Origin of the sequence: Microcystis sp. M169S2 (assembly GCF_020245865.1) — a bacterium.
GTDB classification, from domain to species: domain Bacteria; phylum Cyanobacteriota; class Cyanobacteriia; order Cyanobacteriales; family Microcystaceae; genus Microcystis; species Microcystis ichthyoblabe_A.
Genome location: NZ_JADBUB010000250.1, coordinates 1 through 24032 on the forward strand (window position 1 = coordinate 1; position 24032 = coordinate 24032).

At 42.2% G+C, this 24032-nt stretch carries 23 protein-coding genes and 1 pseudogene; 18 read left to right on the plus strand and 6 right to left on the minus strand.

All coding sequences use genetic code 11. The features are described 5' to 3' along the window. Window positions 1-120: 120 nt before the first annotated feature. From IM485_RS21800 to dnaG, 6 genes and pseudogenes are all read left to right on the plus strand, one after another. Window positions 121-1437: an AAA family ATPase gene (locus tag IM485_RS21800; RefSeq protein WP_287745519.1), complete on the plus strand. Its 1317-nt coding sequence runs from the start codon at window positions 121-123 to the stop codon at window positions 1435-1437. Further along, window positions 1437-1851: pseudogene (locus tag IM485_RS22860) on the plus strand (hypothetical protein). The gene IM485_RS21800 and the pseudogene IM485_RS22860 overlap by 1 nt, the downstream one beginning before the upstream one ends. A gap of 535 nt (window positions 1852-2386) precedes the next feature. Next, window positions 2387-2953 carry a photosystem I assembly protein Ycf4 gene (locus IM485_RS21810; RefSeq protein WP_104395423.1) on the plus strand — a complete coding sequence of 189 codons (567 nt, stop codon included), beginning with the start codon at window positions 2387-2389 and terminating at the stop codon, window positions 2951-2953. Window positions 2954-2981: 28 nt separating this feature from the next. Continuing rightward, a complete protein-coding gene (locus IM485_RS21815) occupies window positions 2982-3719 on the plus strand; it encodes a peptidylprolyl isomerase (protein ID WP_041804228.1) in 738 nt (245 codons plus the stop codon). A 105-nt stretch (window positions 3720-3824) separates the two neighbouring features. Continuing rightward, entirely contained in the window at window positions 3825-4961 is a 1137-nt protein-coding gene (locus IM485_RS21820) for a beta-ketoacyl-ACP synthase (protein WP_287745527.1), read from the plus strand. A gap of 88 nt (window positions 4962-5049) precedes the next feature. Beyond that, window positions 5050-6999, plus strand: coding sequence for a DNA primase (gene dnaG / locus IM485_RS21825; protein ID WP_287745529.1), 1950 nt, complete (start codon window positions 5050-5052; stop codon window positions 6997-6999). A gap of 225 nt (window positions 7000-7224) precedes the next feature. Here dnaG and IM485_RS21830 read toward each other — a convergent pair whose 3' ends face one another. The 3 genes from IM485_RS21830 to IM485_RS21840 form a co-directional block, all read right to left on the minus strand. Further along, window positions 7225-8463, minus strand: a complete 1239-nt coding sequence (locus IM485_RS21830) for a glycosyltransferase family protein (protein ID WP_287745544.1) — start codon at window positions 8461-8463, stop codon at window positions 7225-7227. Window positions 8464-8609: 146 nt separating this feature from the next. Next, on the minus strand, window positions 8610-9770 hold the full coding sequence (locus IM485_RS21835) for a nucleotidyltransferase family protein (protein ID WP_104395428.1): 1161 nt from the start codon (window positions 9768-9770) through the stop codon (window positions 8610-8612). A gap of 736 nt (window positions 9771-10506) precedes the next feature. After that, on the minus strand, window positions 10507-10803 hold the full coding sequence (locus IM485_RS21840) for a small RNA NsiR4-regulated ssr1528 family protein (RefSeq protein WP_002767845.1): 297 nt from the start codon (window positions 10801-10803) through the stop codon (window positions 10507-10509). A gap of 20 nt (window positions 10804-10823) precedes the next feature. Between IM485_RS21840 and IM485_RS21845 the strand changes: the two genes are divergently transcribed. The 6 genes from IM485_RS21845 (at window position 10824) to shc (ending at window position 16607) form a co-directional block, all read left to right on the plus strand. Beyond that, complete coding sequence (locus IM485_RS21845) at window positions 10824-11312, plus strand: BlaI/MecI/CopY family transcriptional regulator (RefSeq protein ID WP_002783352.1); 489 nt, start codon at window positions 10824-10826, stop codon at window positions 11310-11312. Further along, the gene (locus IM485_RS21850) at window positions 11312-12160 is read left to right on the plus strand and encodes a M56 family metallopeptidase (RefSeq protein WP_287745531.1); all 849 of its coding nucleotides are present in this window, start codon (window positions 11312-11314) and stop codon (window positions 12158-12160) included. Before IM485_RS21845 ends, IM485_RS21850 begins: the two co-directional genes overlap by 1 nt. Before the next feature lie 2 nt (window positions 12161-12162). Continuing rightward, window positions 12163-12630 carry a thioredoxin-dependent thiol peroxidase gene (bcp, locus tag IM485_RS21855; protein WP_104395432.1) on the plus strand — a complete coding sequence of 156 codons (468 nt, stop codon included), beginning with the start codon at window positions 12163-12165 and terminating at the stop codon, window positions 12628-12630. A 156-nt stretch (window positions 12631-12786) separates the two neighbouring features. Next, the gene (gene rpsB, locus IM485_RS21860) at window positions 12787-13584 is read left to right on the plus strand and encodes a 30S ribosomal protein S2 (RefSeq protein ID WP_004162676.1); all 798 of its coding nucleotides are present in this window, start codon (window positions 12787-12789) and stop codon (window positions 13582-13584) included. A 116-nt stretch (window positions 13585-13700) separates the two neighbouring features. Continuing rightward, complete coding sequence (gene tsf / locus IM485_RS21865) at window positions 13701-14456, plus strand: translation elongation factor Ts (protein ID WP_002734629.1); 756 nt, start codon at window positions 13701-13703, stop codon at window positions 14454-14456. A gap of 243 nt (window positions 14457-14699) precedes the next feature. Beyond that, on the plus strand, window positions 14700-16607 hold the full coding sequence (gene shc / locus IM485_RS21870) for a squalene--hopene cyclase (protein WP_287745533.1): 1908 nt from the start codon (window positions 14700-14702) through the stop codon (window positions 16605-16607). A gap of 60 nt (window positions 16608-16667) precedes the next feature. Here the strand turns inward: shc and IM485_RS21875 are convergent, their stop codons facing one another. Then, window positions 16668-17063, minus strand: coding sequence for a helix-turn-helix domain-containing protein (locus IM485_RS21875; RefSeq protein WP_287745535.1), 396 nt, complete (start codon window positions 17061-17063; stop codon window positions 16668-16670). Between the two features lie 118 nt (window positions 17064-17181). On the opposite strand from IM485_RS21875, the gene IM485_RS21880 reads away from it, so the two are divergent. Both IM485_RS21880 and IM485_RS21885 read left to right on the plus strand, forming a co-directional pair. Then, window positions 17182-18177: a glycosyltransferase gene (locus IM485_RS21880; protein WP_287745537.1), complete on the plus strand. Its 996-nt coding sequence runs from the start codon at window positions 17182-17184 to the stop codon at window positions 18175-18177. Between the two features lie 234 nt (window positions 18178-18411). Next, window positions 18412-19317, plus strand: coding sequence for an Npun_R2821/Npun_R2822 family protein (locus IM485_RS21885; protein WP_104395437.1), 906 nt, complete (start codon window positions 18412-18414; stop codon window positions 19315-19317). Window positions 19318-19478: 161 nt separating this feature from the next. Here the strand turns inward: IM485_RS21885 and IM485_RS21890 are convergent, their stop codons facing one another. Both IM485_RS21890 and IM485_RS21895 read right to left on the minus strand, forming a co-directional pair. Next, complete coding sequence (locus tag IM485_RS21890) at window positions 19479-19769, minus strand: DUF3288 family protein (protein ID WP_104395438.1); 291 nt, start codon at window positions 19767-19769, stop codon at window positions 19479-19481. Window positions 19770-19771: 2 nt separating this feature from the next. Continuing rightward, window positions 19772-20386 carry a coiled-coil domain-containing protein gene (locus tag IM485_RS21895; RefSeq protein ID WP_287745538.1) on the minus strand — a complete coding sequence of 205 codons (615 nt, stop codon included), beginning with the start codon at window positions 20384-20386 and terminating at the stop codon, window positions 19772-19774. Between the two features lie 299 nt (window positions 20387-20685). Between IM485_RS21895 and IM485_RS21900 the strand changes: the two genes are divergently transcribed. The 4 genes from IM485_RS21900 to IM485_RS22865 all read left to right on the plus strand — a co-directional run. Continuing rightward, window positions 20686-20898, plus strand: coding sequence for a hypothetical protein (locus tag IM485_RS21900; protein ID WP_104395440.1), 213 nt, complete (start codon window positions 20686-20688; stop codon window positions 20896-20898). Between the two features lie 139 nt (window positions 20899-21037). Then, window positions 21038-21928, plus strand: a complete 891-nt coding sequence (trpC, locus tag IM485_RS21905; protein WP_287745540.1) for an indole-3-glycerol phosphate synthase TrpC — start codon at window positions 21038-21040, stop codon at window positions 21926-21928. A gap of 408 nt (window positions 21929-22336) precedes the next feature. Continuing rightward, window positions 22337-23491, plus strand: a complete 1155-nt coding sequence (locus IM485_RS21910) for a pyridoxal-phosphate-dependent aminotransferase family protein (protein WP_287745542.1) — start codon at window positions 22337-22339, stop codon at window positions 23489-23491. A 359-nt stretch (window positions 23492-23850) separates the two neighbouring features. Continuing rightward, window positions 23851-24032 (plus strand): IS1634 family transposase N-terminal domain-related protein (locus IM485_RS22865; RefSeq protein ID WP_502882202.1); only part of this gene is annotated, 182 nt, incomplete at its 3' end.

Below are 24032 nucleotides of genomic sequence, written 5' to 3' on the forward strand. Positions count from 1 at the left end.
GTTTTCAAGGTTATGGGTGCTAGTTTTCGGTACTTGTTAGAGTCTATAAGCTGCGCTGGTATTGGAACTTTTAGTACAAATGCTCAAACTGCACCAGTCAAGATTTAATGGGTGAAAAGTATGTTAACATCGCTGACTCTTCGGAATTTCAAAAGCTATCAGGAGGCAACCTTGTCTCTAGCACCCATCACCTTTTTAATCGGTGCTAATGCGTCAGGAAAAAGTAATGCACTAGAAGCAATTCGCTTACTTTCGTGGTTAGCGAAAGGCAGCAGGTTAGATGACATTGAACGCAACATTCAAAGCGGGAATGCAATTGCTCGTGGACAAGCGATCGATCTTTTCGGTGCAGAAAAACAGTATTTTACCTTGGGAACACACATTGATAACGCTCCCGATGGTTGGACTGATTTCGAGATTGAAATTGGGCTATTATCAGACCAACTTATTATAATCGGAGAAAGTGTCAGTAAAGCTAGTAAAGATCAAGAATTAACACTTTACAAAATTGATGGCGATCCTAACCCGCACACCGATGAAATTAGGGTGATGTATAACAATTTTAATAAAGGTGGTAAAAAGCCCCACATACCTTGCTCTAACCGACAAGCTATTTTTTATCAATTGGAAACTCCCAGTCGGTTCCAGCAAAGTCATACTAAATCACAAAAAATTATTCCAGCAGTTACTAAAGTAATTCGAGAAACCTTGAGGAATATCGTCTTTCTTGATCCTCGTCCAGCAGTAATGCGGGATTATGCTTACGCTAAAGATGATGATATTAAAGAAGATGGCTCTAACCTTTCTAGTGTTCTTTACGCAGTTTGTCAGCAGGGAGAGACTCAAAAAAACAAGTTGCTTGACTTCATTCGTTCATTACCAGAACAGGATATTACCGATATTCGCTTTAGCATTACAGACCGCAACGATGTTATGGTGAGACTAATAGAGTCTTTTGGGAACAAAGAACATCAGATAGATGCTCCTTTGTTGTCTGATGGTACTCTGAGAGTTTTAGCGATTGCTGCAACTCTACTAAGTGTAAATCCTGGAACTTTCGTAATTATTGAAGAGATCGATAATGGTGTTCATCCCAGTCGTGCAGATAATTTAGTTAAGCAAATTCGGGAGATTGCCTTAGAAAGAAAACTGAGGGTACTGATCACCTCCCATAACCCAGCGTTACTAGATGCAGTACCCGATAGTGATATTGGAAATGTACTTTGTTGTTACCGAGATCCACAAGCAGGAGATAGTCGTATTGTCCGATTAGCTGATTTAGAGCGTTTCCCCGAATTAATTGTGCAGGGAACTCTTGGTCAGTTGATGACTAAACAAGTATTAGATAAGTTCTTAAAGGATAAGTCCACAGCAGAACAACGTCAACAAAATGCGCTAAGTTGGTTAGAGCAATTAAAACAGGGAGAAGTAGCCTGATGGGATCTATTTGTCTGATCGATACTTCGATCTTTTTAGAGATACTTAATGTCCCCAAAAAGGCGAGTTAATCTGAGTTAATATTTCAAGAGTTAAAAGAGAAAATTGAAGCTAGAGAATCTCTTTTTTTGCCAATGGCGACTATTCTGGAAACTGGCAATCATATTGCCCAAAAAGGTAGATGGCAATCAGCGACGTATTTGTGCAGAAAAATTTGTAAATCAGGTAACACAAGCTCTTGAAGGAGAATCTCCCTTCACCCCTATTAATTTTCTAAAGCAAGAAGACCTGCAAGGATGGTTAAAAGAGTTTCCTGATCAAGCGATGCAACGTAGGGGACTGGGAGACCTTTCTATCATTCATGATTGGCAGAAAATTTGTGATCAAAATCCAAGCCGCCGCGTCTATAAGTAGCTGGTTATAATTAAATTAAAAATGGATTTTAGGTTCGATCCCCCCTGCCCCCCTTGATAAGGGGGGTGCCGATAGGCGGGGGGATCCCCCTTAATAAGGGGGGCATCTGATAATTTTTAACACCTACCTACTTATATGGTCTTTGGACAAATACCTTAAAGGTTACAATCAGACACCGAAGTTATGAGTAATTGACTACGGATTTACTTTTAATAGTTCATTTGTATTTTAAAAGGTAGAGATTTAATTATTGGACTTCCCCCTTGACAAAAGACCATAACCCGTGCTGTATCTGAATGTGCCGTTACTGGGTATAAATTAAGGAAACCCCGAATAAATCTAACGCATGATTGTTGCCGAGGAGAATTACGATTAGGGAATTTTCCCCTAAACTTCCCCCACTCACCTATAAGTAAATATTATGATAAACATGGGTACACCCAGAAAAATCAACGGCTGCATCCCCGGGACGGGGTTGGGGAAGTGGCGAGAAAAAAGCTGGTAAAATAACTCTAGGCAACCTTAAAAAGAATTCATGAAAGCGCAAACAACAAGTAAAGATAGCCTGATCCTACGGCAAGAAGTAGTGGGAGCGCGTCGCCCTAGTAACTATTTTTGGGCTGTAATCGTCTCTATTGGCGGTCTAGGGTTTCTCCTCGCCGGTCTTTCCAGTTATTTTAAGGTCAATCTACTTCTCGTTAGCGATACCAGTGCCTTACAATTCATTCCCCAAGGGGTCGCCCTCCTCTTTTATGGCACTGCGGGGACGCTTTTAGCCATCTATCTCTGGTTATCTCTCCTCTGGAATGTCGGAGGTGGTTACAACGAGTTTAATAAGGAAACCGGCAAAGTTAAAATCTTTCGTTGGGGCTACCCTGGCAAAAATCGTCGCATTGATCTCGATTGGCCCCTGGAAGATGCGCAAGCTGTGCGGGCCGAAGTGCGAGAAGGACTCAACCCGAAACGGGAACTATTCCTACGGATTAAACAGCGTCGCGATATCCCTCTAACTCGCGTCGGTGATCCGATGTCCCTCTCGGAATTGGAAAATCAAGGAGCGGAACTCGCTCGTTTTCTGGAAATTCCTCTAGAGGGATTGTAGGCCTTTTTTCGCTCTTTTTGGCTATAAAATGATGAAGATAAGAAAATCTGGCTGGCTGTCTGTGGTTTGTGTTTTTTTAATCACAACGACCACACTTTTCGGCTGTTCTTCCCCAGAAGCTAACTCCACCCCCGATAATTCTAGTATCACCCAAACCTCTCAACCTGCCAGTTCGGGCAGTGTCAACATGGATAATTACAAACCCCGCTTAGATGGAACTGCTGTCGTCGAGATGATCATCAAAGGTAAACCGGTAACGATCGAAATTGATGGCAATGCGGCCCCAGTTACTGCCGGTAATTTTGTGGATCTGGTGGAGAGAGGTTTTTATAATGGTTTAACTTTCCATCGCGTGGTTACAGAACCGCAGCCTTTTGTCGCCCAAGGTGGTGATCCCCAAGGTCGCGGAACTGGTGGTTTTGTCGATCCAGAAACCAAGCAATCCCGTTATGTTCCCCTGGAAATTCTCCTCAAAGACGAAAAAGAGCCGATTTATGGGAAAGCAATCGGTCAACAGGCCACGGCCCGCACTCCCATCGTCGCTTTACCCCATAAACGCGGTGCGATCGCGATGGCCCGTTCTCAACAGCCTAATTCCGCTTCTTCTCAGTTTTATTTTGCTCTGTCGGATATCAATTTCCTCGATGGTGATTATGCCGTTTTTGGTTATGTCACTAAGGGAATGGAAGTGATCGATACGATCAAACAAGGGGATAAAATTGACTCGGCCAAAGTTATTTCTGGTGCAGAAAATCTGAAAAAATAGCGATCAGTTAGGGTGGGTTCGCGGGACGATAATTTAATTTTCCCCCTAACCCACCCAATCATTTAATATTCCGATAGCTGATAACTGATAACTGATAACTGATCAATGAATGTTGTGGTGACGGGAATTGGGTTGATCAGTTCTCTGGGAAATTTAAGTCAGAGTTGGCAAAGATTACTAGAGGGCAAAACTGGTATAACTAGACAACAACCATTTTCTGATTTACCCGCTTTACCCTTGGGTTTAATCGGTCACAAACCAGCATTTTTAGAGGATTTAACCAAAATTGCCCTGATTGCTGCCCTTGAAGACGCGAAGTTAACCCCTCCCTTAAAGGATTGTGGTGTCACTATCGGTTCTAGTCGTGGTTGTCAGGGTTTATGGGAACGGATGGCAGCGACGGGAATAGTAGAAAACTGGTTAGATAGTTTACCCGATCGCGCCTCGGTATTGACCGCTAGATTGATAGAAACCAGCGCCCCAGTCTTAGCACCGATGGCGGCCTGTGCCACGGGCATCTGGTCGATCGCTCAGGGTGTAGAATTAATTACTATGGGAGAATGCGATCGAGTTTTAGCCGGGGCGATCGAAACTCCGATCACTCCTTTAACTCTGGTGGGATTTGAACAGATGGGAGCTTTGGCGAAAACGGGCTGTTATCCTTTTGATAGAGCTAGGGAAGGCTTAGTTTTGGGGGAAGGTGGCGCGATTTTAGTCCTTGAATCGGAAGAACTGGCTTTAAGCAGAAATGCCGCCATCTACGGGCAAATTTTGGGCTATGGTTTTACCTGCGATGCCGATCATGTTAGCGCCCCGGCGGTGGATAATCGTAGCGCTACCAAAGCCATAGAACTATGTTTGCACAGAAGTCAATTAAGAAAAGATGAAATTAATTACATTCACGCCCACGGCACTAGCACGCGTTTAAACGATGAACGGGAGGCAAACCTGATCGCCAGCATTTTTGGTTCGCAAGTGGCTGTAAGCTCGACAAAAGGCGCAACAGGACACACTTTAGGGGCTTCGGGGGCATTAGGTGTGGCTTTTTGTTTAATGGCTCTGAAAAATCAGCTAATTCCCCCCTGTGTCGGTGTGCGCGAGTCGCCTTTTCAATTAAATTTAATTAGATCGGCTGTTAATTTTTCCCTGCACAATTGTCTCTGTCTTAGTTTCGGTTTCGGAGGACAAAATGCCGCCATCGCAGTGGGGAGATGGGGGAGAAGGAGAGGGGAGTGGGAATGATGAATGATGAATGATGAATTGGGGAGACGGGGAGAATAAATAAAAGCAAATCTCCTGATAACTGATAACTGATAACTGATAACTGATTATGGATACACCGAGACTACATCCAGATACGATCGAAGAAGTTAAACAAAGAATTGATATTGTGGATTTAATTTCGGAGAGAGTCGTCCTCAAAAAAAGGGGAAGGGAATACGTCGGTTTATGTCCCTTTCACGAGGAAAAATCCCCTAGTTTTACGGTTAGTCCTGCCAAACAAATGTATTACTGTTTTGGCTGTGGTGCGGGGGGAAACGGGATTAAATTCTTTATGGAGGTGGGGAAACAATCTTTTAGTGAAGTGGTTTTCGATCTTGCTAGAAGGTATCAAATCCCGATTAAAACTCTAGCAGTAGAACAGCGTCAGGAATTAGAACAGCAATTATCCCTCAAAGAACAATTATACGAGATAATGGCCGTGGCGGTGAGTTTTTATCAACACGCCCTTAGTCAACCCCAAGGGGAAAAAGCGTTAGATTATCTCAAGGTACAACGACAACTAACCCCAGAAACTATCGCAACTTTTCAACTGGGATATTCTCCAGAAGGTTGGGAAACGCTCTATCGTTATTTAGTGGAACAAAAGCGCTATCCTGTGGCTTTAGTGGAACAAGCAGGATTAATTAAAGCGCGTCAAAATGGTAGTGGTTATTACGATCAATTTCGAGATCGTTTAATGATTCCTATTTTTGATAGTCAAGGACGGGCGATCGCTTTTGGTAGTCGTAGTTTAGGTAATGAACAACCAAAGTATCTAAATTCTCCCGATACTCCTCTATTTGAAAAGGGAAAAACTCTCTTTGCTCTTGATCGAGCTAAACAGGCAATTATTCAGCAAGATTTAGCGATAGTTGTGGAGGGTTATTTTGACGCAATCGCTCTCCATGCTGCTGGTATCACTAATGTGGTTGCCTGTTTAGGAACAGCTTTAAGTCAAGAGCAAATTAAGCTACTTTTGCGCTACAGTGAAAGTAAACAAATAATCTTTAATTTTGATGCTGATCAAGCGGGAATTAAAGCGACACAACGGGCGATCGAGGAAATTAACTCCCTAGTTTATTCAGGACAAGTTAACCTAAAAATCCTCAATCTTCCCGAGGGTAAAGATGCCGATGAATTTCTTAAATCCCATACTGACGGGGACCACGGATTCGACAAGCTCACCGCCCATAGTTATCGAGAATTAATCGAAAAATCTCCTTTTTGGATTGATTGGCAAATCTCGCAAATGTTGGTGAACAAAGATTTAAAACAGGGACTACATTTTCAACAAGTAGCCAATAGTATGGTGAGTTTACTGCAAAAGTTAATCGATAGCAATCAACGCACTTTTTATCTAGATTATTGTGCTGAAATTTTGGCTCAAAAAGATGCAACTCGTTTGCCTTATATTTTAAAAAATCTCTCAAAGCAGGTTAATAAACCTCGGTTCGACGCATTTCGACAGGCTCAATGGCCAGCTCACCGTCCACAAGGAAAATCTCTGGCAATCAAGAGGAAAAGCATCTTAGATAAATCCGAAAAAAATGGCACAGAAAAAGCCGAATGGTTATTATTATTAATCTATCTCCATTATCCTGAATATCGAGAAATAATTTTAGAATCTTTGGATGAAAAAGATTTAATTTTTAATCTCCCGGATTATCGTTGGTTATGGCAAGTAATTCTAGAGTTAGAAAACCAAATTACTAAACCAAGAGATTTGATGTCAGCTTTACAGAATCATTTATTGATGATAACTACAGACAAAAATCGTGATTTTAATTCTTTATTTCACTTAAATGAACATACCAGTCAGGAAATATTTCAGCCAGAAGAACAGATAAAAAATGCTATTATAGCTCTGGAAAAAATTAGTTTAATGGAATATCGTCGCTACTGTCAAGAACAATTAATTAATGCTATCGACAGCAATCAACGGGAATTTTATCAGCAGGAATTCTATCAAACTGTTAATAAATTAATCGCAATTGATCCTCTCTACCAACAAGCTTAATTCGGGTCTGCTGAAAAAGTTTTTCGGTGGGGGCAGGGTGTGGGGTGTGGGGTGTGGGGTTTTACCGGTTTTGAGGTGGCCAATTACCTAATTTTTAGGGAAAAAGTCCCGGAATTTTCCCCCTGATCACTCCCATACCTGGTACTTTTTGATTGACAAAAAGTCTAAAAGTCTTACCCAACAAGGTTTTTAGATTTATTCAGCAAACCCTAATTATCTAATTGATTAGAAACTAGACAGTTGTTCGGCAATAATAGATACTAACTTATCCACTGCTCCTGCTTGCCCGCGCACTGCCCGCAATTTTTGCTGGATAGCCTCTAATTGTTCGGGATTTTCTAGCCAGGATATAGCTATATTTGCCACTTCCTCTGGTTGTAATTCCCCCAATAATTCCGGAACAATTTCAGCACCAGCCCAAATATTTGGCCAGGCATATAAACGCTTTTTCCGCAACATATAAAGATTAATTATCTTAGCAAATAAAGAACCCACCCCCGGCAGTTGGGCTAATAAACCGGGTAAACCGTCCCAAGTCCGCATCGCGTCTAGTTGCTGAGTCGGTAGTAAAATAATCATCGGGATTGCCAGCGCCCCTAATTCGGCAGTATTAGCACCCACCGTCGTTAAAGCTAAATGACAGCGAGAAAGCTGGTTATGGGCGGGAAAATCGGTAATTAGGTCAACTTTTACCCCCTTAGCTGTTTCTAGATAGGGTTTTTCACCGTTTTTTAATTGGGCAGCACTCCAACCAGTTTTAGTGATCATCGGATTATAGCTAGGATCGGCAAATTTCGCTAAATAAGCTAAATTTAGGGTAGGAGCGACGGGAATTAAGAATTTAGTCCGGGGATCCTGCGCGTTTATCTTTTCGGCAATGGCTAGGGTTAGGGGTACACCCTGAGCTAATTTCGAGGGTTTGGAACCCGGGAGGAGTGCAATTAAGGTAGCATCATCAGGGGTGATAGCAGTGGGCAAATCCACCATTAAATCGCCGATAACAGTAAATTTATGCTGATATTGTTGGGGAATATTATTTAATACACTTGTATTCATCACGGCAAAGCGATCGATCCCCCGATACCAACGCGCTTCCCATTCCGCATAGATGACGGTGCGATAACCCAAACGTTTACCGATGGTGAGGGCAAAAAATTGATCGCCTCCTAAAAATAAAACGATGCCCTTGGGGTGCCAATCCCAATTATCGGCGGTTTTTCCCCAGAAAAGAAAATTAAAGAATTTTTCTGGCGACTGGACTCGATCGACCTCCGGATATTTCCTAACTACTTCCGTTTCCGCCCCCATAGAATGGGTACAAGGGGAAAGAATCACCGAAATCCGCAACAGGGATCGATCTTCTGTTAAGTTTTGTCGCAATCTCTTGACAACTGGACGCACCCATGTAGATATTTCTCCGGGACCATTAGAGAGAATGAGAAGATCAACAGGAGAATCAAACATGATAAGTAGTCGTGCAAAATTAATGTCTTGGTTAGGATAGGCAAAAGGCAAAAGGCAAAAGGCACTCATGCAAGGAGTGGTTAGATATGTGTAATTAATTTTGCTTAGGTACTTATCAAGTAAAAAGTTCCCCGTTGCGGTGTTGCCTACTTGCCATTGAATAAAGAACGAATTGCCTGATGTTTAGGATGATCAAACTCTGGGAGAACCTTGCGGGTATCGGTAATCAACCAATCCAAGGCTGCCGCTTCCACATCGATCGCGGCGCCGGTTTTATCAACACAGTAGCGCCCAAAGACCAACTTATCCACCAAACGCGCCCCTGAACCGAGGCGAGAATATTCAAAAATAACGCTATTATCCACTGTCGCGCCGCCACAAATCCAACAATTTGGGCCAATCATACTCGGACCGACAATTTTCGCCCCGTCTTCAATGCGCGTCATTGCCCCGATATACACAGGTCCGGTGATATCGACTCGATCCCAGTTTACCCCCACATTTAAGCCCGTGTAGATGCCCGGTTTAACTTCGATACCGGGGATAGCAACATTTTTAATTTTCCTGGATAACACCCCGCGAATTGCCTGCCAGTAGTCGGGGACTTTACCAATATCCACCCATTCAAAATCCATGTTTAAAGCGTAGAAAGGCGCACCTTTAGCGACTAATTGGGGGAATAACTCGCCCCCGATGTCGTATTTACTATTAGGGGGAATAAAATCAATGATTTCTGGCTCAAAAATATAGATACCCGTGTTAATGCAGGTACTTAAAGCTTCATCGATGGCGGGTTTTTCTTGGAAACTGAGAATCCTTCCCTCCTCGTCGCTAACTACCACCCCATAACTGGATACTTCCTCTCTGGGGACGGTTTTGGTGACAATAGTAGCGATCGCTCCCTTTTCCCGATGCCATTTAACGGCTGCGGTTAGATCGAGATCAATCAGCGCATCACCACAGAGAACCACAAAAGTATCGTCAAAAAAGGGATTAAAATCTTGAATTCGTCGTAAACCACCCGCCGATCCCAGGGCATCACCGATTAACTCGCCCTCTTCGATTCTACCTTCAAAAGAATAACCGATATGCACCCCAAAACGCTGACCATCGCGGAAATAACTCTCAATTTCTTCGGCTAAATGGCTGACATTCACCATGATCTGATCAAAGCCATGCTGTCGCAACAGTTCCAATAAAAACTCCATCACCGGCTTTTGTAAAATCGGGATCAGGGGTTTGGGAATCGTATGGGTAATCGGACGGACACGAGTTCCTTTGCCTGCCGCCAAAATCATGGCTTTCATCGATGTTTATTTCCTTTTGCGATCGAGGTTTGTAGTTAAATCATGCCTAGTGTATCATTACTGGCTCGGAATCAGTGGTTATCTCTTGGGGGTGCCTCGAAAAATAGATTTACTTTAGCATTGCACCGCCGAAAACCCCGATGAAAGCTTGGTTGATTCTCAATTAGTCCGAAGATTTTCTCAATAATTCCAATTGATCGAGCTACCCTTTGAGTAATTGATAACGGGAAAAAGTGAGAGATTTAACCCAGATTACACTGATGGACAAAATTAACCTATCAACTTTGCTGTAACTCATACTACTCAGTCCTCTAGGCTAAGATGATCAAAAAAACGCAAGTTTTTAAATTGATGGGCAAAAAAAGTTTAATTTTAGGCAATAACCAAGGCGTTAAGTACCTAAGCAAAATTAATTACACATATCTAACCCCCCCTTGCCTCTTGCCTTTTGCCTTTTGCCTTTCTTCACTAGGAAATTTATTTTGCACGACTACTTATGTCTAGGCTACCTCGAAAAATCGAATTTTGAGGGACGGAGAGCCTTGTTAGTTGTTGAAAATTATTCCCTCTTCATCAATGTATATCAAGGATATTTCCTCGACCAACACTTTGTTAACAAAATCTTTTATTCGAGGTGTCCTTGAGCATTAGATTAAACTAGACTCCCTGCCTAATTTCCCCAACAATCCGGTTAACCGCAAGCAGTCTAGGCGAAAAATGGCGAGCAAAAATTTGACTACTTGAGATAGTAAAAAGCGATTTCTTTCTCCTTGAGGGGAGCAAAATCGGCGGCTAACAACAGCTGATTTAATTCCTCTTGGGGGATATGTTTGGCCCCGATGCGGACAATTCGCGATCTCATCGTGTTAGAAACCCCGCTTCTTTGTCGTCCTGCTTCCAAACCCATTACCCGGTGATAAAGTTCCAATTTTGCCTGGGGAATCGGGGAACCATCAAAATCAATGCCATTAGCGATCGCCACATCAATGGCATCAGCACCCGTAGTTGTGGTTAAATTAGTTTCGGTGGACATAAAGACAATATAAAGGATCGTTGCTATTTTATCAGGCGATCGATATCCGCCGCTATGATCAAGAAAGTAATCTTCATTTCTGTGTAACTATGGCTCAATTGCCGACCTATCAACCAAAACAGTTATCCCTAGGCCCCCTAGAAGCGGAAATTCTTAATATTGTCTGGGAATTGGAAACCGTCAGCGTTAAGGATGTCCACGATCGCATTTTAGCGGATCCAGAACGGGATCTGGCCTATACTTCTGTGACTACGGTACTGCGTCGTTTAACTAATAAAGGCTGGTTAAGTTGTTATAAACAGGGTCGGATTTTCTACTGGAAACCGATGGTTTCTAAGGAACAAGCACAAGCAATTAAAGCCTACGAACAATTACATCGTTTTTTGGCTATTGGTAATGCGGATGTGGTGGCTTCTTTTGCCGATAGTCTCGATACTGCTAGTGTCGAACAATTAAAAGCGATCGCATCTCGTTTAGATACCCTGCGTCAACAACGGAGAGAACGCTAATGCACAGTTTAATGTTATTACTAGCATTAACTATCGCCATTGGTTTACGTTGGTTTCTGCCTAGCTATCAGCGTCGTTGGCAGACAACGCTATTTTTCTTCCTCTTTCCTCCTTTGCTGCTGTTAATGACAGTTATATCGGTGGTTTGTATGGGCTATCGCGGGCAAATGCTAGGCTATAACTCCAGTTTAATTAGTTACTTTAGTGCCATAATTTGGCTAGTTTTTGCTATATTCTGTCTGATAAAACTCTCCTATCAAACTTGGCAAACCCATCGGGATTTTAGCAGTTATCCCCTCAAAAAAATCACCGCTCAGAAAGCGAGAGTTTTAGCAGTGGATTTTCCCTACAGTGCCAGAGTTGGCTTTTGGAAGTCGGAATTAATTGTGACGCAAGGATTATTAAATCTCTTGGATCAAGAACATTTACAAGCAGTTTTAGCCCACGAACAAGCTCACCAAGAATATCATGACACTTTCTGGTTTTTCTGGTTAGGTTGGTTGCGATCGATGTCTTCTTGGCTGCCCAATAGCGAGAATTTATGGTCAGAATTGGTCTTCTTGCGGGAATTACGCGCCGATAAGTACGCTTCTGGACAAGTGGATTATTTACTATTAGCTGAATCGCTGCTTTTAGTAGCAGAAAAAGTTAATCAAGTAGCGGAAATAAGTTTCTCCGATAGTTGCTGTGTCGCTCTCAATGATCATTCTTTAAATAATCGTTTATTAGAGAGAATCGATGCTTTAGTCGAGTCAGAAAAACCAGAATTTCCCAGATTTAACTATCAAGTCTGGCTCTTGCTTTCCCTCTCCCTCGCTCCTTTCTTACTGTTGCCTTTACACTCCTAAAAATGACCCTAGAAGTTGGACAAAAAGCCCCCGAATTTGCCACCCCCAACCAAGGGGGCGAAATTAGCAAATTAGCAGATTTTGCCGGTCAATGGTTGGTCTTATATTTTTATCCCAAAGATAACACCCCGGGCTGCAGCACAGAAGCGATCGATTTTACCGCTTTGTCACCGCAATTTCAGCAATTAAACGCAGTAATTATAGGAGTTAGTCCCGATTCAGCCAAGTCCCACTGTCGTTTTATTGAAAAACACAATTTAACTATTCAATTATTGAGCGATCCCGAGCATCAACTGGCGGAAATTTATCAAGTCTGGGGATTAAAAAAATTTATGGGTAAGGAATATATGGGGATTAAACGCTCCACTTTCCTGATCGACCCCCAGGGAAATATTGCCTATATTTGGTCAAATGTCAAGGTAAAAGCCCATGCAGAAGCCGTTTTGAAAAAACTTGAGGAATTGCAGTAGCAAGCCCTCAGTACCCAATATTTACGGGTAGGCAATCGCGCCCTTTCGTGTTAGACTAGAAAAGTTGTCAAAAATCGCACATCTAGGCGATCGGGTGTTTCTAGAAATCTAGAAATCCAGCCCTAGATGGAGGATCAACCCGAAAAGGAGAAAAATATGCCCGTTGTCTCTCTCGCAGAATTGCTAGAGTCTGGGGTTCACTTTGGCCATCAAACGCGCCGTTGGAACCCGAAAATGTCTCAGTACATCTACACTGCCCGGAATGGGGTTCATATCATTGATTTGGTGCAAACTGCCCAATTAATCGAAGAAGCTTACGAATTTGTCCGAGGAGAAGCCGATCGCGGTAAACGCTTTTTATTCATCGGTACGAAACGGCAAGCGGCAGCAATCATTAAACAGGAAGCTTTACGCAGCGGTAGCCACTTCGTTAACCAACGCTGGTTAGGGGGAATGTTAACCAACTGGGAAACCATTCGCGGCCGGGTAGAAAGACTCAAAGAATTAGAAGAATTAGAAAATAGCGGCGCCCTCGATAAACGACCGAAAAAAGAAGCATCGGTACTGCGTCGGGAATTGGGCAAACTAGAAAAATACCTCGGTGGCATTAAAACCATGCGCCGGCTGCCGGATTTAGTCGTCGTAGTGGATCAGCGTCGGGAATACAACGCTATCCAAGAATGCCAAAAATTGGGCATTCCCATCATCTCCCTCTTGGATACTAACTGCGATCCTGACTTGGTAGATGTGCCGATTCCCGCCAACGATGACGCTATTCGCTCAGTCAAACTGATTTTAGGCAAAATTAGCGATGCGATCATCGAAGGTCGTCGCGGTGGTCAAGCAGCGGTGGAAGAATACGAGGAAGACTACGATAATGAAACCGAGTACGAGGAAGAAGGTGATTATTCCCAATACGCCGCCGAATTTGCCAGTGGAGACGACGATAACTAGGGAAAATTAGCTATTGATCGCAGCTAGGTTCGGGGGGAAACTTTCCGAGCCTATCGAGCGGTCAAACCTGCCCCTCTCGTGGCATGATCAACTATAAGCAGTAGGTGAAGAATTTTATGGCAGAAATTACAGCACAACAGGTTAAAGAACTTAGGGAAAAGACCGGCGCCGGCATGATGGATTGTAAGAGGGCGCTGACGGAAAACGCGGGGGATATAACTAAAGCGATCGAATGGTTGCGTCAAAAAGGGATTACTTCCGCCGAGAAAAAAGCTAGTCGGGTAGCGGCAGAAGGGATGATCGGCAGTTACATCCACACCGGCAGCCGCATCGGTGTTTTAGTAGAAGTGAACTGTGAAACCGATTTTGTTGCCCGTCGCGAGGAGTTCAAAAAATTGGTTAATGACGTGGCGATGCAGATTGCCGCTTGTCCTAACGTCGAATATGTGAAAGTGGCCGATATTCCCGCCGAAATCTCTGCCAAAGAAAAAGAAATTGAGATGGGACGGGACGATTTAGCCAATAAACCCGATAATATCAAAGAAAAAATCGTGGCCGGCCGCATTGAAAAACGTTTGAAAGAACTTTCTCTGCTCGATCAACCCTTTATCCGCGATCAGAACATCAGTATTGACGAATTGCTCAAACAAGCGATCGCTGCTTTAGGAGAAAATATTCAGGTGCGTCGTTTCCAACGCTTTGTACTAGGTGAAGGGATCGAGAAAGAAGAAACGGATTTCGCCGCCGAAGTAGCCGCCCAAATGGGACAAAAAGCCCCGGAACCCGTAGCAGCCGCCCCGCAAGTGGAGGAAAAAGCCCCGGAACCGGCAGCGAAGGATAATCCGCCCGCTAAAGGCAAAAAGAAAAAGTAAGTTCAATGAAGATAAATCTGGTGGGGTGCGAGTTTCGTACCCTTTTTGTCTTCAGGGGGGTGGGGGTACTTGATCAGTTATCAGTAATCAGTCAAAAGAAAAAAGAAATTGGCAACCAAAGCAAATTCCTTGACTGGATTCTTTGGGAACAAAAGCCTATCTTTTACCTACTTATTAAAAACTTTGTAAATAAGATTATCTTATTTGCACTGGTGGTCCCTAGAGGTTGTCGAACGGAAAAAAATGCAGATTCAGGACAAAATCACCGAAATAGCCGCTAAAACAGCGAAAGCGCTCGAACTTTCTCAAAATTATTTACTTTCTACCCAATACTCTGAAGGTTACTGGTGGGCAGAATTAGAATCTAATGTCACCATCACCTCAGAAGCAATTTTACTGCACAAAATCTGGAAAACTGACAAAAAACGCCCCCTAGACAAAGCAGCCACCTATCTGCGTCAGCAACAGTGTCCTAACGGCGCTTGGGAGTTATTTTATGGGGATGGTGGCGATCTTAGCACCACTGTGGAAGCCTACATGGGGCTGCGACTATTGGGAATTCCCGCTAATGATCCTGCTTTAGAAAAAGCTAGAGAATTTATCTTAGCTAAAGGTGGCATCAGCAAAACCCGCATTTTCACCAAAATGCACCTCGCTTTGATTGGTTGTTACGATTGGCTGGGGGTTCCCTCTATCCCCGCTTGGATTATGCTACTGCCGGAAAATTTCCCTTTTACTATCTATGAAATGTCCAGTTGGGCGCGGGGAAGTACGGTTCCTTTATTAATTGTTTTCGACAAAAAACCTGTGTATAAAATGGGTTTTAATCTCGATGAACTCTATACAGAAGGGGTGAATAATGTCAAGTATGAGTTACCAAAAAATAACGATTGGTCAGATGTTTTCCTCTGGTTAGATGGGCTGTTTAAATGGGCAGAAAAAACTAATTTGGTTCCCTTCCGTCAAGAAAGTCTGAAAGCGGCGGAAAAATGGGTAATTGAACGACAGGAAGACACAGGCGATTGGGGGGGAATTATCCCGGCGATGTTAAATTCCCTATTAGCTTTAAAAGCCCTAGGTTATGATGTTGACGATCCGATTGTTGCCCGCGGTTTAAAAGCGGTGGATAATTTTGCCATTGAGACGGATGATACCTATTGTGTACAGCCCTGTGTGTCGCCGGTTTGGGATACGGCTTGGGTAATTCGATCGCTAATTGAATCCGGTCTAAATCCCGCTCATCCAGCTATGATTAAAGCGGGACAATGGTTAATCGATCAACAAATTCTTGATTATGGCGATTGGGCGATTAAAAATAAAATCGGAACCCCCGGCGGTTGGGCTTTTGAATTTGACAATCGCTGGTATCCCGATTTAGACGATTCGGCAGTGGTGGTGATGGCTTTAGAGTTAATTAAAATGCCCGATGAAAATATTAAAAAAGGTGTGATGAAACGGGCAGTTAATTGGATGGCTACTATGCAGTGTAAAGCTGGTGGTTGGGGAGCTTTTGACATCGATAACGATCAAAACTGGCTTAATTCTTTGCCCTATGCCGATCTAAAAGCAATGATCGATCCTAATACGGCTGATGTGACTGCCAGAGTTCTAGAAATGTTAGGCACTTGTGATGTTAACATGGAGGAAAATCGAGTTAAAAAAGCTTTGGATTATCTGGAAAAAGAACAGGAAGCTGATGGTAGTTGGTTTGGTCGTTGGGGTGTAAATTATATTTATGGAACCAGTGGAGCGTTATCTGCTTTGGCTTTTCTGGAACCGAATCAATATCGCCATCAATTGCAAAAAGGAGCCAATTGGTTAAGCAGTTGTCAAAATGTTGATGGTGGTTGGGGTGAAACCTGTTTTAGTTACAATAACCCTAAATTTAAAGGACAGGGAAATAGTACCGCTTCCCAAACTGCTTGGGCATTAATCGGTTTATTAGCCGTCGGGAAAGTCACCGGCAATTATCAGCGAGAAGTGATTGAAAAGGGTGTTAACTATCTTCTTGTTACCCAAAAAGAAAATGGTACATGGGATGAAGATTACTTCACCGGTACAGGTTTTCCCTGTCATTTTTACCTCAAATATCATTTCTATCAGCAGTATTTCCCTCTACTGGCTTTGGGGCGTTATCGGGCTTTGATTTAGTCCGTTAACCTATGCGTTAAGACAGGAAATAAGCTTAACTGTCTAACGCATTTTTTGTGACTAACTAGGAAGAAATAAATCAGGAGATATATTTAAAAAATTGGCTAATTTTTGAATGTAGATAGGAGTTAACTCTTGTAGGCCATCAAAAATATCATCCAGGGTTGACTTGCTTTCAAAAATAGATAGCAAATCTTGCTTTTGTAGGTTTCTTTCCTCTAATATGAATTTCAACAATTCAATTCCATAAATATCAGGTATTGGCTCTTGATTTTCCTCATACTCATAAATTAAAGACCCTAAAACATTTAGATATTCCCTTTCTTCTACCGTTAATTGGGGTTTGTCTAAAAGGCGATTAATAACCTGCTGCATCATTTCTAAGTCTTCCTCATTGTCAATAGGACGAGGAGGATATCGCTTTAATAATTCTAAGTATTTATCAGTGGCAAACATAATTTAATAATATCTATGGTTGATCGACTATTGCCTTTAGATACCTCACACCCTAATAATTAAGTATAGAATAGCCAAGTCTCCAAACTACCGCTTAACCAAAACTTCTATTATCCCGATGAGAAACCTCTATTTTCTCTTGCCCGGTACTACTTCTCCCTTTGGTGGGGGTGGACTGTGGGCAGAAATGAAAACCGTCAATTTGGCTAGTCAAATTTGTACTGCCCAGATTGTGACTTATCGTCAAAAAGAGTTAAATTATCCTTTTTTAGAGGATATACTCGCTAAAATAAGCTCGGATGACAGTATTTTTGTGGTTAGCTGGGGTTTTGATATTCCTAAATTGGTGCAAAGATTGCGATCGCATAATATCATTTATCATGCCCATAGTACAGGTTACGGCTTCCGTTTACCCTCCCAAATACCAATTATCACCGTTAGCCGTAATACTATGGGGTATTGGGGAGAAAAGGCTCCTAATGCTTTGATTTACTATCTTCCTAATCAAATTGGCTCAGAATTTCTCAATTTAGGTTTAGAAAGAGATATCGATGTCCTAGTACAGGGGCGCAAATCCTCAAAGTATCTTCTCAATCGTCTAGTTCCCGCCCTCCGTCCCCACTGCCGCGTTAAGGTTTTAGATAGCTATGTGGAGGATTTAGTGGGATTATTCAATCGCAGTCGGGTTTATCTCTACGATTCGGCTGAATATTGGGCTGTAAACGGTTTAACGGAGGGTTTTGGCTTACCGCCCCTGGAAGCTTTAGCCTGTGGTTGTACGGTATTTTCTAGCGTTAATAGCGCCTTAGCCGATTATCTCGATCCCGGTTTCAATTGTCAAAAAATCGGGACTTATTCCAGTCAATATGATCTAGAACGTATTCTTAATTATGTCCGTAATTTTCCCGTTAATTCTTTACAAGCTAATTTTCTCGATGATTATCATCCCGAAAAATTACTACCACGTTTTGAAACAATTTTAAGAGAAATTAATGATTTCTTTGATATTAAAAAACGCTATCCGGCTGATATAGAAGGTTTAGAACCCCTGCGGCTTAAAAAATTATGGATACAGAGTTCTCTGGCTAAACTTAAGAAAAAACTGTTTAAGTAGCAGTGATCTTTCCTTAATTATTCGCCAATTCAAAAATCAAACTCATCAACTTTAAGAGTTGACAGAGAAAGATCGATCGGCTATTCAGTTATCAGTGATCAGTGATCAGTTATCAGTGAACAGGGATATCGGGAGAAAAAAGCTGATGGCCGACTCCCCAAAAGGAAAACTTTCTACTTCACCATTAAGATAACTGCTATATAATTATTTCTAACTCTTACCCCCAGGATATTTATGAAGCGAGGGATTTACATTACCGCTAATGATCGAGTTATCGAGCAGGCGATCGCATTAATGAATAGTATTCGTTTGTACGATCCCGATTCTCCCGTCATCTTGATTCCCTACGACAATAATTATCAAAAAATTGCCGATTTATTGTCCGAAAAATATGGCGTTATTCTCTATCCAGATCTGCAATTAGTGGAAGAATTGGCACAGAAAATCTATGATATTTTTGGAGAAAAATTCTTTGCTCGTCCCAATCAATTTCGCAAGCAGGTGTGTTGGTTTGGAGAACTAGATCAATTTCTTTATATCGATACCGATATCGTGGTTTTTGAAAAAATAATAGATAATCTAAATTTCCTCGATACCTACGATTTTCTCTGCTGTGATTACCAACACAAAAAAGGTATTACTGATGTCTTTAATCCGATTGTTTTAGAACAAGGAATTTTCACAGAAAATGATCTAACAGGGATGTTTAACGGTGGTTTTTGGGCTAGTAAAAAGAATCTATTCTCAGAACAGGAATTATATGGTGCTTTTCAAGAATGTGCCGCTCATCCAGAATATTTTGATTTTTCTCAAAAAACCTCCGATCAACCGATTATTAATTATACCATTCTCAAACGAGTTCCCAATCGATTTAATATTGTCCGCGCTCCGGGTTGTCAAGCGGGAAATTGGGGGGGAAGTTCTCATTTTCAACGTCAGGGGAATATCTTAATCGATCCGAGATTAAATCAGCCCTTAAAATATTTACATTGGGCAGGAATTCGCATCGAACCGGGATGTCCTTACTGGGATATCTGGAAATATTATCGTTATCTAGATGATCCTAATCCCCCCGCAGATCCGCCAGCAAGCAAACCCAAAAATCCGTTGCAGAGATTATTAGATAAAATCAAATTATAGGTTTTATTTTTGGTGCATCTCCTATTTGTGACGTTCTCTCACGTATAGGCGAGCAGCAGAAGTTATTAAAAGAGGGCGAATGCAATTCGCCCCTACAATAATATTATTTTCTGAGATAAGGTGAAAGGGAAGAAGTGTTTTTTTCAACCCTATAGCTTAATTTAACTCCAATCCTGTTGCTCCTCGCTTTGGCGAATTTGATACACTTGTCCGTGACTGTGCAGTTGTAGAGTTTTTGCCCATAAACTAGCTTCATCTAACTGCCATTTTTCTAGAATTAAATCTAAATCTCTTTGGATTTCTCTTGCTCCCGGAAAGTTTTGATAACGTATGCGTAAACGAGCGCATTCAGCTAAGTTTAAATCATTGGGTTCTGATTGCAGCAGCTGATCAACAATCGGGCGATCGAGTCTTTCCTGTGGATGTTGTTGTTCTTGATTTTTACTAGCCATAATTAATCGAACCAACCGATATCGGAATCCGTTAACTCTGTGGGGGTAGGAGTGGGGGCAATATAACGGGCTAAAGTGGCCATTTCAAAGTTATAAAGACTGGGTTTCTTCGGCGCAGGTTTGGTAATTGACGACGATTCATGCGTGGGGGTGGGACTATTTTCTAGGGTCTTAATTTGATTATATAGTTTTTCAATTAACTGTTTTTTCTCAGTCAGTTCTGTTTCTGTTTTACTTAATTGACTCGATAATTTTTCAATTAACTGTTTTTTCTCGGTTAGTTCTGTTTCTGTCTTACTTAATTGACTCGATAATTTTGCCACCAAAGTAGTTTTTTCCGAGAGGACAGATTCTAACTGCTCGGTCTGTTGTTGTAACTGCTGTAACCTGACAGAGAGTTCCAGCTGTTCTTTAAGTTCTTTTTCCAGAGAAATAACTTTTTCTTGGAGAGTTTGCTGATTTTTCTCGGTTTTTTCTAACTCTGTTGTCAAGTCGTTAATTTTTGCCTGTAGGGTGGCGTTAGTTTCCTTCGGACGTTTGGGAGAAGGAGAGGTTTGGGATTCTACCTCTTTATTAGCTTCTGTACGGATGAGATCGTTTAAATTACCTTTGGTCATAAGTTGTGCAAATAGGATATTACGATATAATCGGATACTGTCAAGAAATCTCTTGGTTTAGGCAATCGATCATTATTCGCCTGATATACAAGCTTGATTAAGCTGGGGAATTGTTCCATAGGTTTTATTGTATAGCTTGAGGTCGATCGATCCCTGTCCATTTAAGGAATGAGAACAAATACCTAAATCTCAGTTTCGCCAGTAAGATTCTAAATTTTTCTGTAGTTAATGATACGGAATACTAAATTTGTGTCAGACTAAAGGTAGAAGTCGATCGCACCTGTGGCAGGGATAAATTTATGAATATTGAAGAAAAAGCACGTCTTAATCTAACCCAAGAACGACAAGCAGAAGGAATGCTCGAAGAGAATGTCTTAACTCGTACAGAGGAGCTTTTAGGGGAAGGGGAGGCAGGAACTGCAAAAGCGCGGGTTTTGTTAACTGAAAATCGTCAAGAAGACGAAAAACGTCAAGATCAAATTTTAGAACGTTCGATCGAAGCTATGCAATAGCCTTTCGGTGAAGACTGGGAATATCCACAGAAGTAGAGTTAAATATCTGTAGAGACGTGGTTTTCCCCGTCTCTATTTCAATTCCCGATAACTAATCACTGTTAAACTAATCACTGTTCACGCTCTGGACAGTGAAAAAATGCAGATCCGAAGAAAACACCCCAATCCTGCCGTTAAAGTTGAGAGTTTAAGTTATGTGGTGAAAGTGCCAGAGGCACAACCGCAAAATATTTTAGAAGAAATCGTTTGGCATAAAGAGATAGAAGTCGATAAATTGCGCGAAAAGTTGCCTTTATTAGAATTACGCCAAAAAATAGCTAATACTGCGCCACCTTGCGACTTTTTAGCCGCCTTAAAACAGGGTAAAACCCAACCCGCTTTGATTGCCGAAGTCAAAAAAGCTTCCCCTAGCAAGGGAGTCATCCGCGAAGATTTTGATCCTGTAGCGATCGCCCGTACCTATGAACAGGGAGGAGCCACTTGTTTATCGGTTTTAACCGATAGTAAGTTTTTTCAAGGTAGTTACGAAAATCTTAGCCTCGTCCGGCAAGCGGTATCTTTACCCCTATTATGCAAAGAATTTATCCTTTATCCCTATCAAATCTACTACGCTCGCTCTAAAGGAGCCGATGCTGTCCTTTTAATTGCCGCTATTTTAAGCGATCAAGACCTAGCATATTTTGTCAAAATTGTCAAGGGTTTAGGGATGACAGCTTTGGTAGAGGTGCATAGTCTGGCCGAATTCGATCGAGTGTTAGCCATTGAGGGAATCGAACTAATCGGCATTAATAACCGCAATTTAGAGACATTTAAAGTCGATTTAGACAATACTCGCCAATTACTAGAAGCCAGGGGCGAAAAAGTGCGAGAAAAAGGTATTCTGATCGTCAGCGAATCGGGATTACACACAGCAACAGATCTGGCGAAAGTGAAGCAAGCGGGAGCAAATGCGGTTCTAATCGGCGAATCTTTGGTAAAACTGCCCGATCCTGCCCTCGGTATCCAAAAAATCTTTGAAAATCTCGGTTAGGGGTTTTTCAGTCATCAGTTATGGTTCTTCGGTTTGTGCTATGCAATGGACGGGGCTATAAGGGATGAAACCCTTATAGAGAAAGACATTTGGCGATTTTTGTCAATTGTTTTCGCTCTAGAAGAAACTAATCAATGGAACTCTTGCCAGATAAAGATTTAGTCGATTTATGCCACCCTATCGAACCATAGCAAGTTCAGTGATCAGTAAACAGTAAACAGTAATCAGTGAACTGAAAACTCACATCTGATAACTGATAACTGCTAACTGATCACTGATAACTGACAAGGCTATCTGCCGGGATATAATCAGAGTTTGCCAAATCTTAAATCAACCCCTCAGAATTGATGCGATCGAGATTTGGTTTTTTATCTTTGTTAAATATGGCCCAACGAGAGAGGACGAACCATGGAAAATAAAAATATGTTGATGATTCCCGGCCCCACACCAGTGCCGGAAGCGGTATTATTGGCTATGGCTAAAGCACCGATAGGTCATCGGACGGGTGCTTTTAGCAAGGTAATCGCCGAATTAACCGAAAATCTTAAATGGTTGCATCAAACCAGTGGCGATGTTTTAATGTTAACCGCTTCGGGAACCGGTGTCATGGAAGCGGGAATTATTAATTTTCTCAGCCCCGGCGATCGAGTTTTGGTGGGGGATAATGGTAAATTTGGGGAACGTTGGGGGAAAGTGGCGAAAGCATACGGCTTAAATGTGGATGTAGTTAAGGCAGAATGGGGTAAACCCCTAGATCCAGAAGCATTTACCGCTAAACTGACCGAAGACAAGGAAAAAGCCATCAAAGCGGTAATTATCACCCATTCGGAAACTTCCACCGGGGTTCTCAATGACTTGGAAAGCATTAACAAAGCGGTAAAAGACCACGGGGAAGCTTTAATTATCGTCGATGCTGTCACCAGTTTAGGAGCTTATCATATTCCCATCGACGAATGGGGTTTAGATGTGGTCGGTTCTGGTTCCCAGAAAGGTTATATGATTCCTCCCGGTTTAGGTTTTGTTTCCGTAAGCAAAAAAGCGTGGAAAGCCTACGAAACCGCCAAACTGCCCCGTTTTTATCTAGATTTGGGCAAATACAAAAAAGCCACCGATGAGGATAGTTCCCCCTTTACCCCTCCAGTTAACCTGATGTACGGTTTACAAGCTTCTCTGCAAATGATGAGAAGAGAGGGATTAGCGGCAATTTTCGCCCGTCACCAACGCTTAACGAAGATGACGCGGGCCGGTATGCGCGCCCTGAATTTGCCCCTCTACGCGGCGGATTCCTGGGCTTCCACGGCGATTACTGCGGTAGCCCCCACTCTGGCGGATGCGGAAAAAATTCGCTCGACTCTCAATAAAAAGTTCGACATCGCTGTGGCTGGTGGTCAGGATCACCTCAAGGGTAAAATCTTCCGTATCGGTCATTTAGGTTTTGCCAGTGAGAGGGATATCCTCACGGTTATCGCTGCCATTGAAGCGACTTTAATCGAGTTAGGTGTCGAAGGTGTCACCCCCGGCGCCGGTGTGGCTGCGGCTGCCGCTGTGATGGTGCAGGGTTAATCTTAGGTTGGCTTTTCCCCTTCTCCCCAAAGAGGGGGATTTTTTCCAGAAAATATATCCTGTATATCTAGGGTTTGCCATAATCCAGCCAAAGTAATAGTCAAATCTTGTGGGTGTTATATTATTTATGTCTGCAAAACAAAAATTTGTGTTTGTATTTATTTGAGTGATTAATACTAAATCCGGTTATTAAAGACTGATTATCTATTGCCCCTATTGCCTATTGCCTGTCCTGATATACCTGAACTTCACCCATACATATATACCATAATAGCCGAAACCCTTATCCATCAATGGATATACCCCTTAACTTTTCTTAATGTACCCATGTAATTTGTAAAATTTCTTAATGGACAAGAATTCTCTACCGTAATTCCCCCCCCGCTGTTCTTCGACCTGATTCCTATCGAGAAGGAGATCAAGTCAAAAAAAGAACCCTTGCCAATCTCTCAAAATTACCCGATGATATTATCGACAATCTAAAACTGGCTCTTAAAGGAGCAACACTGTCCATGACTGAAGGCATTCCCAATCATTTTGA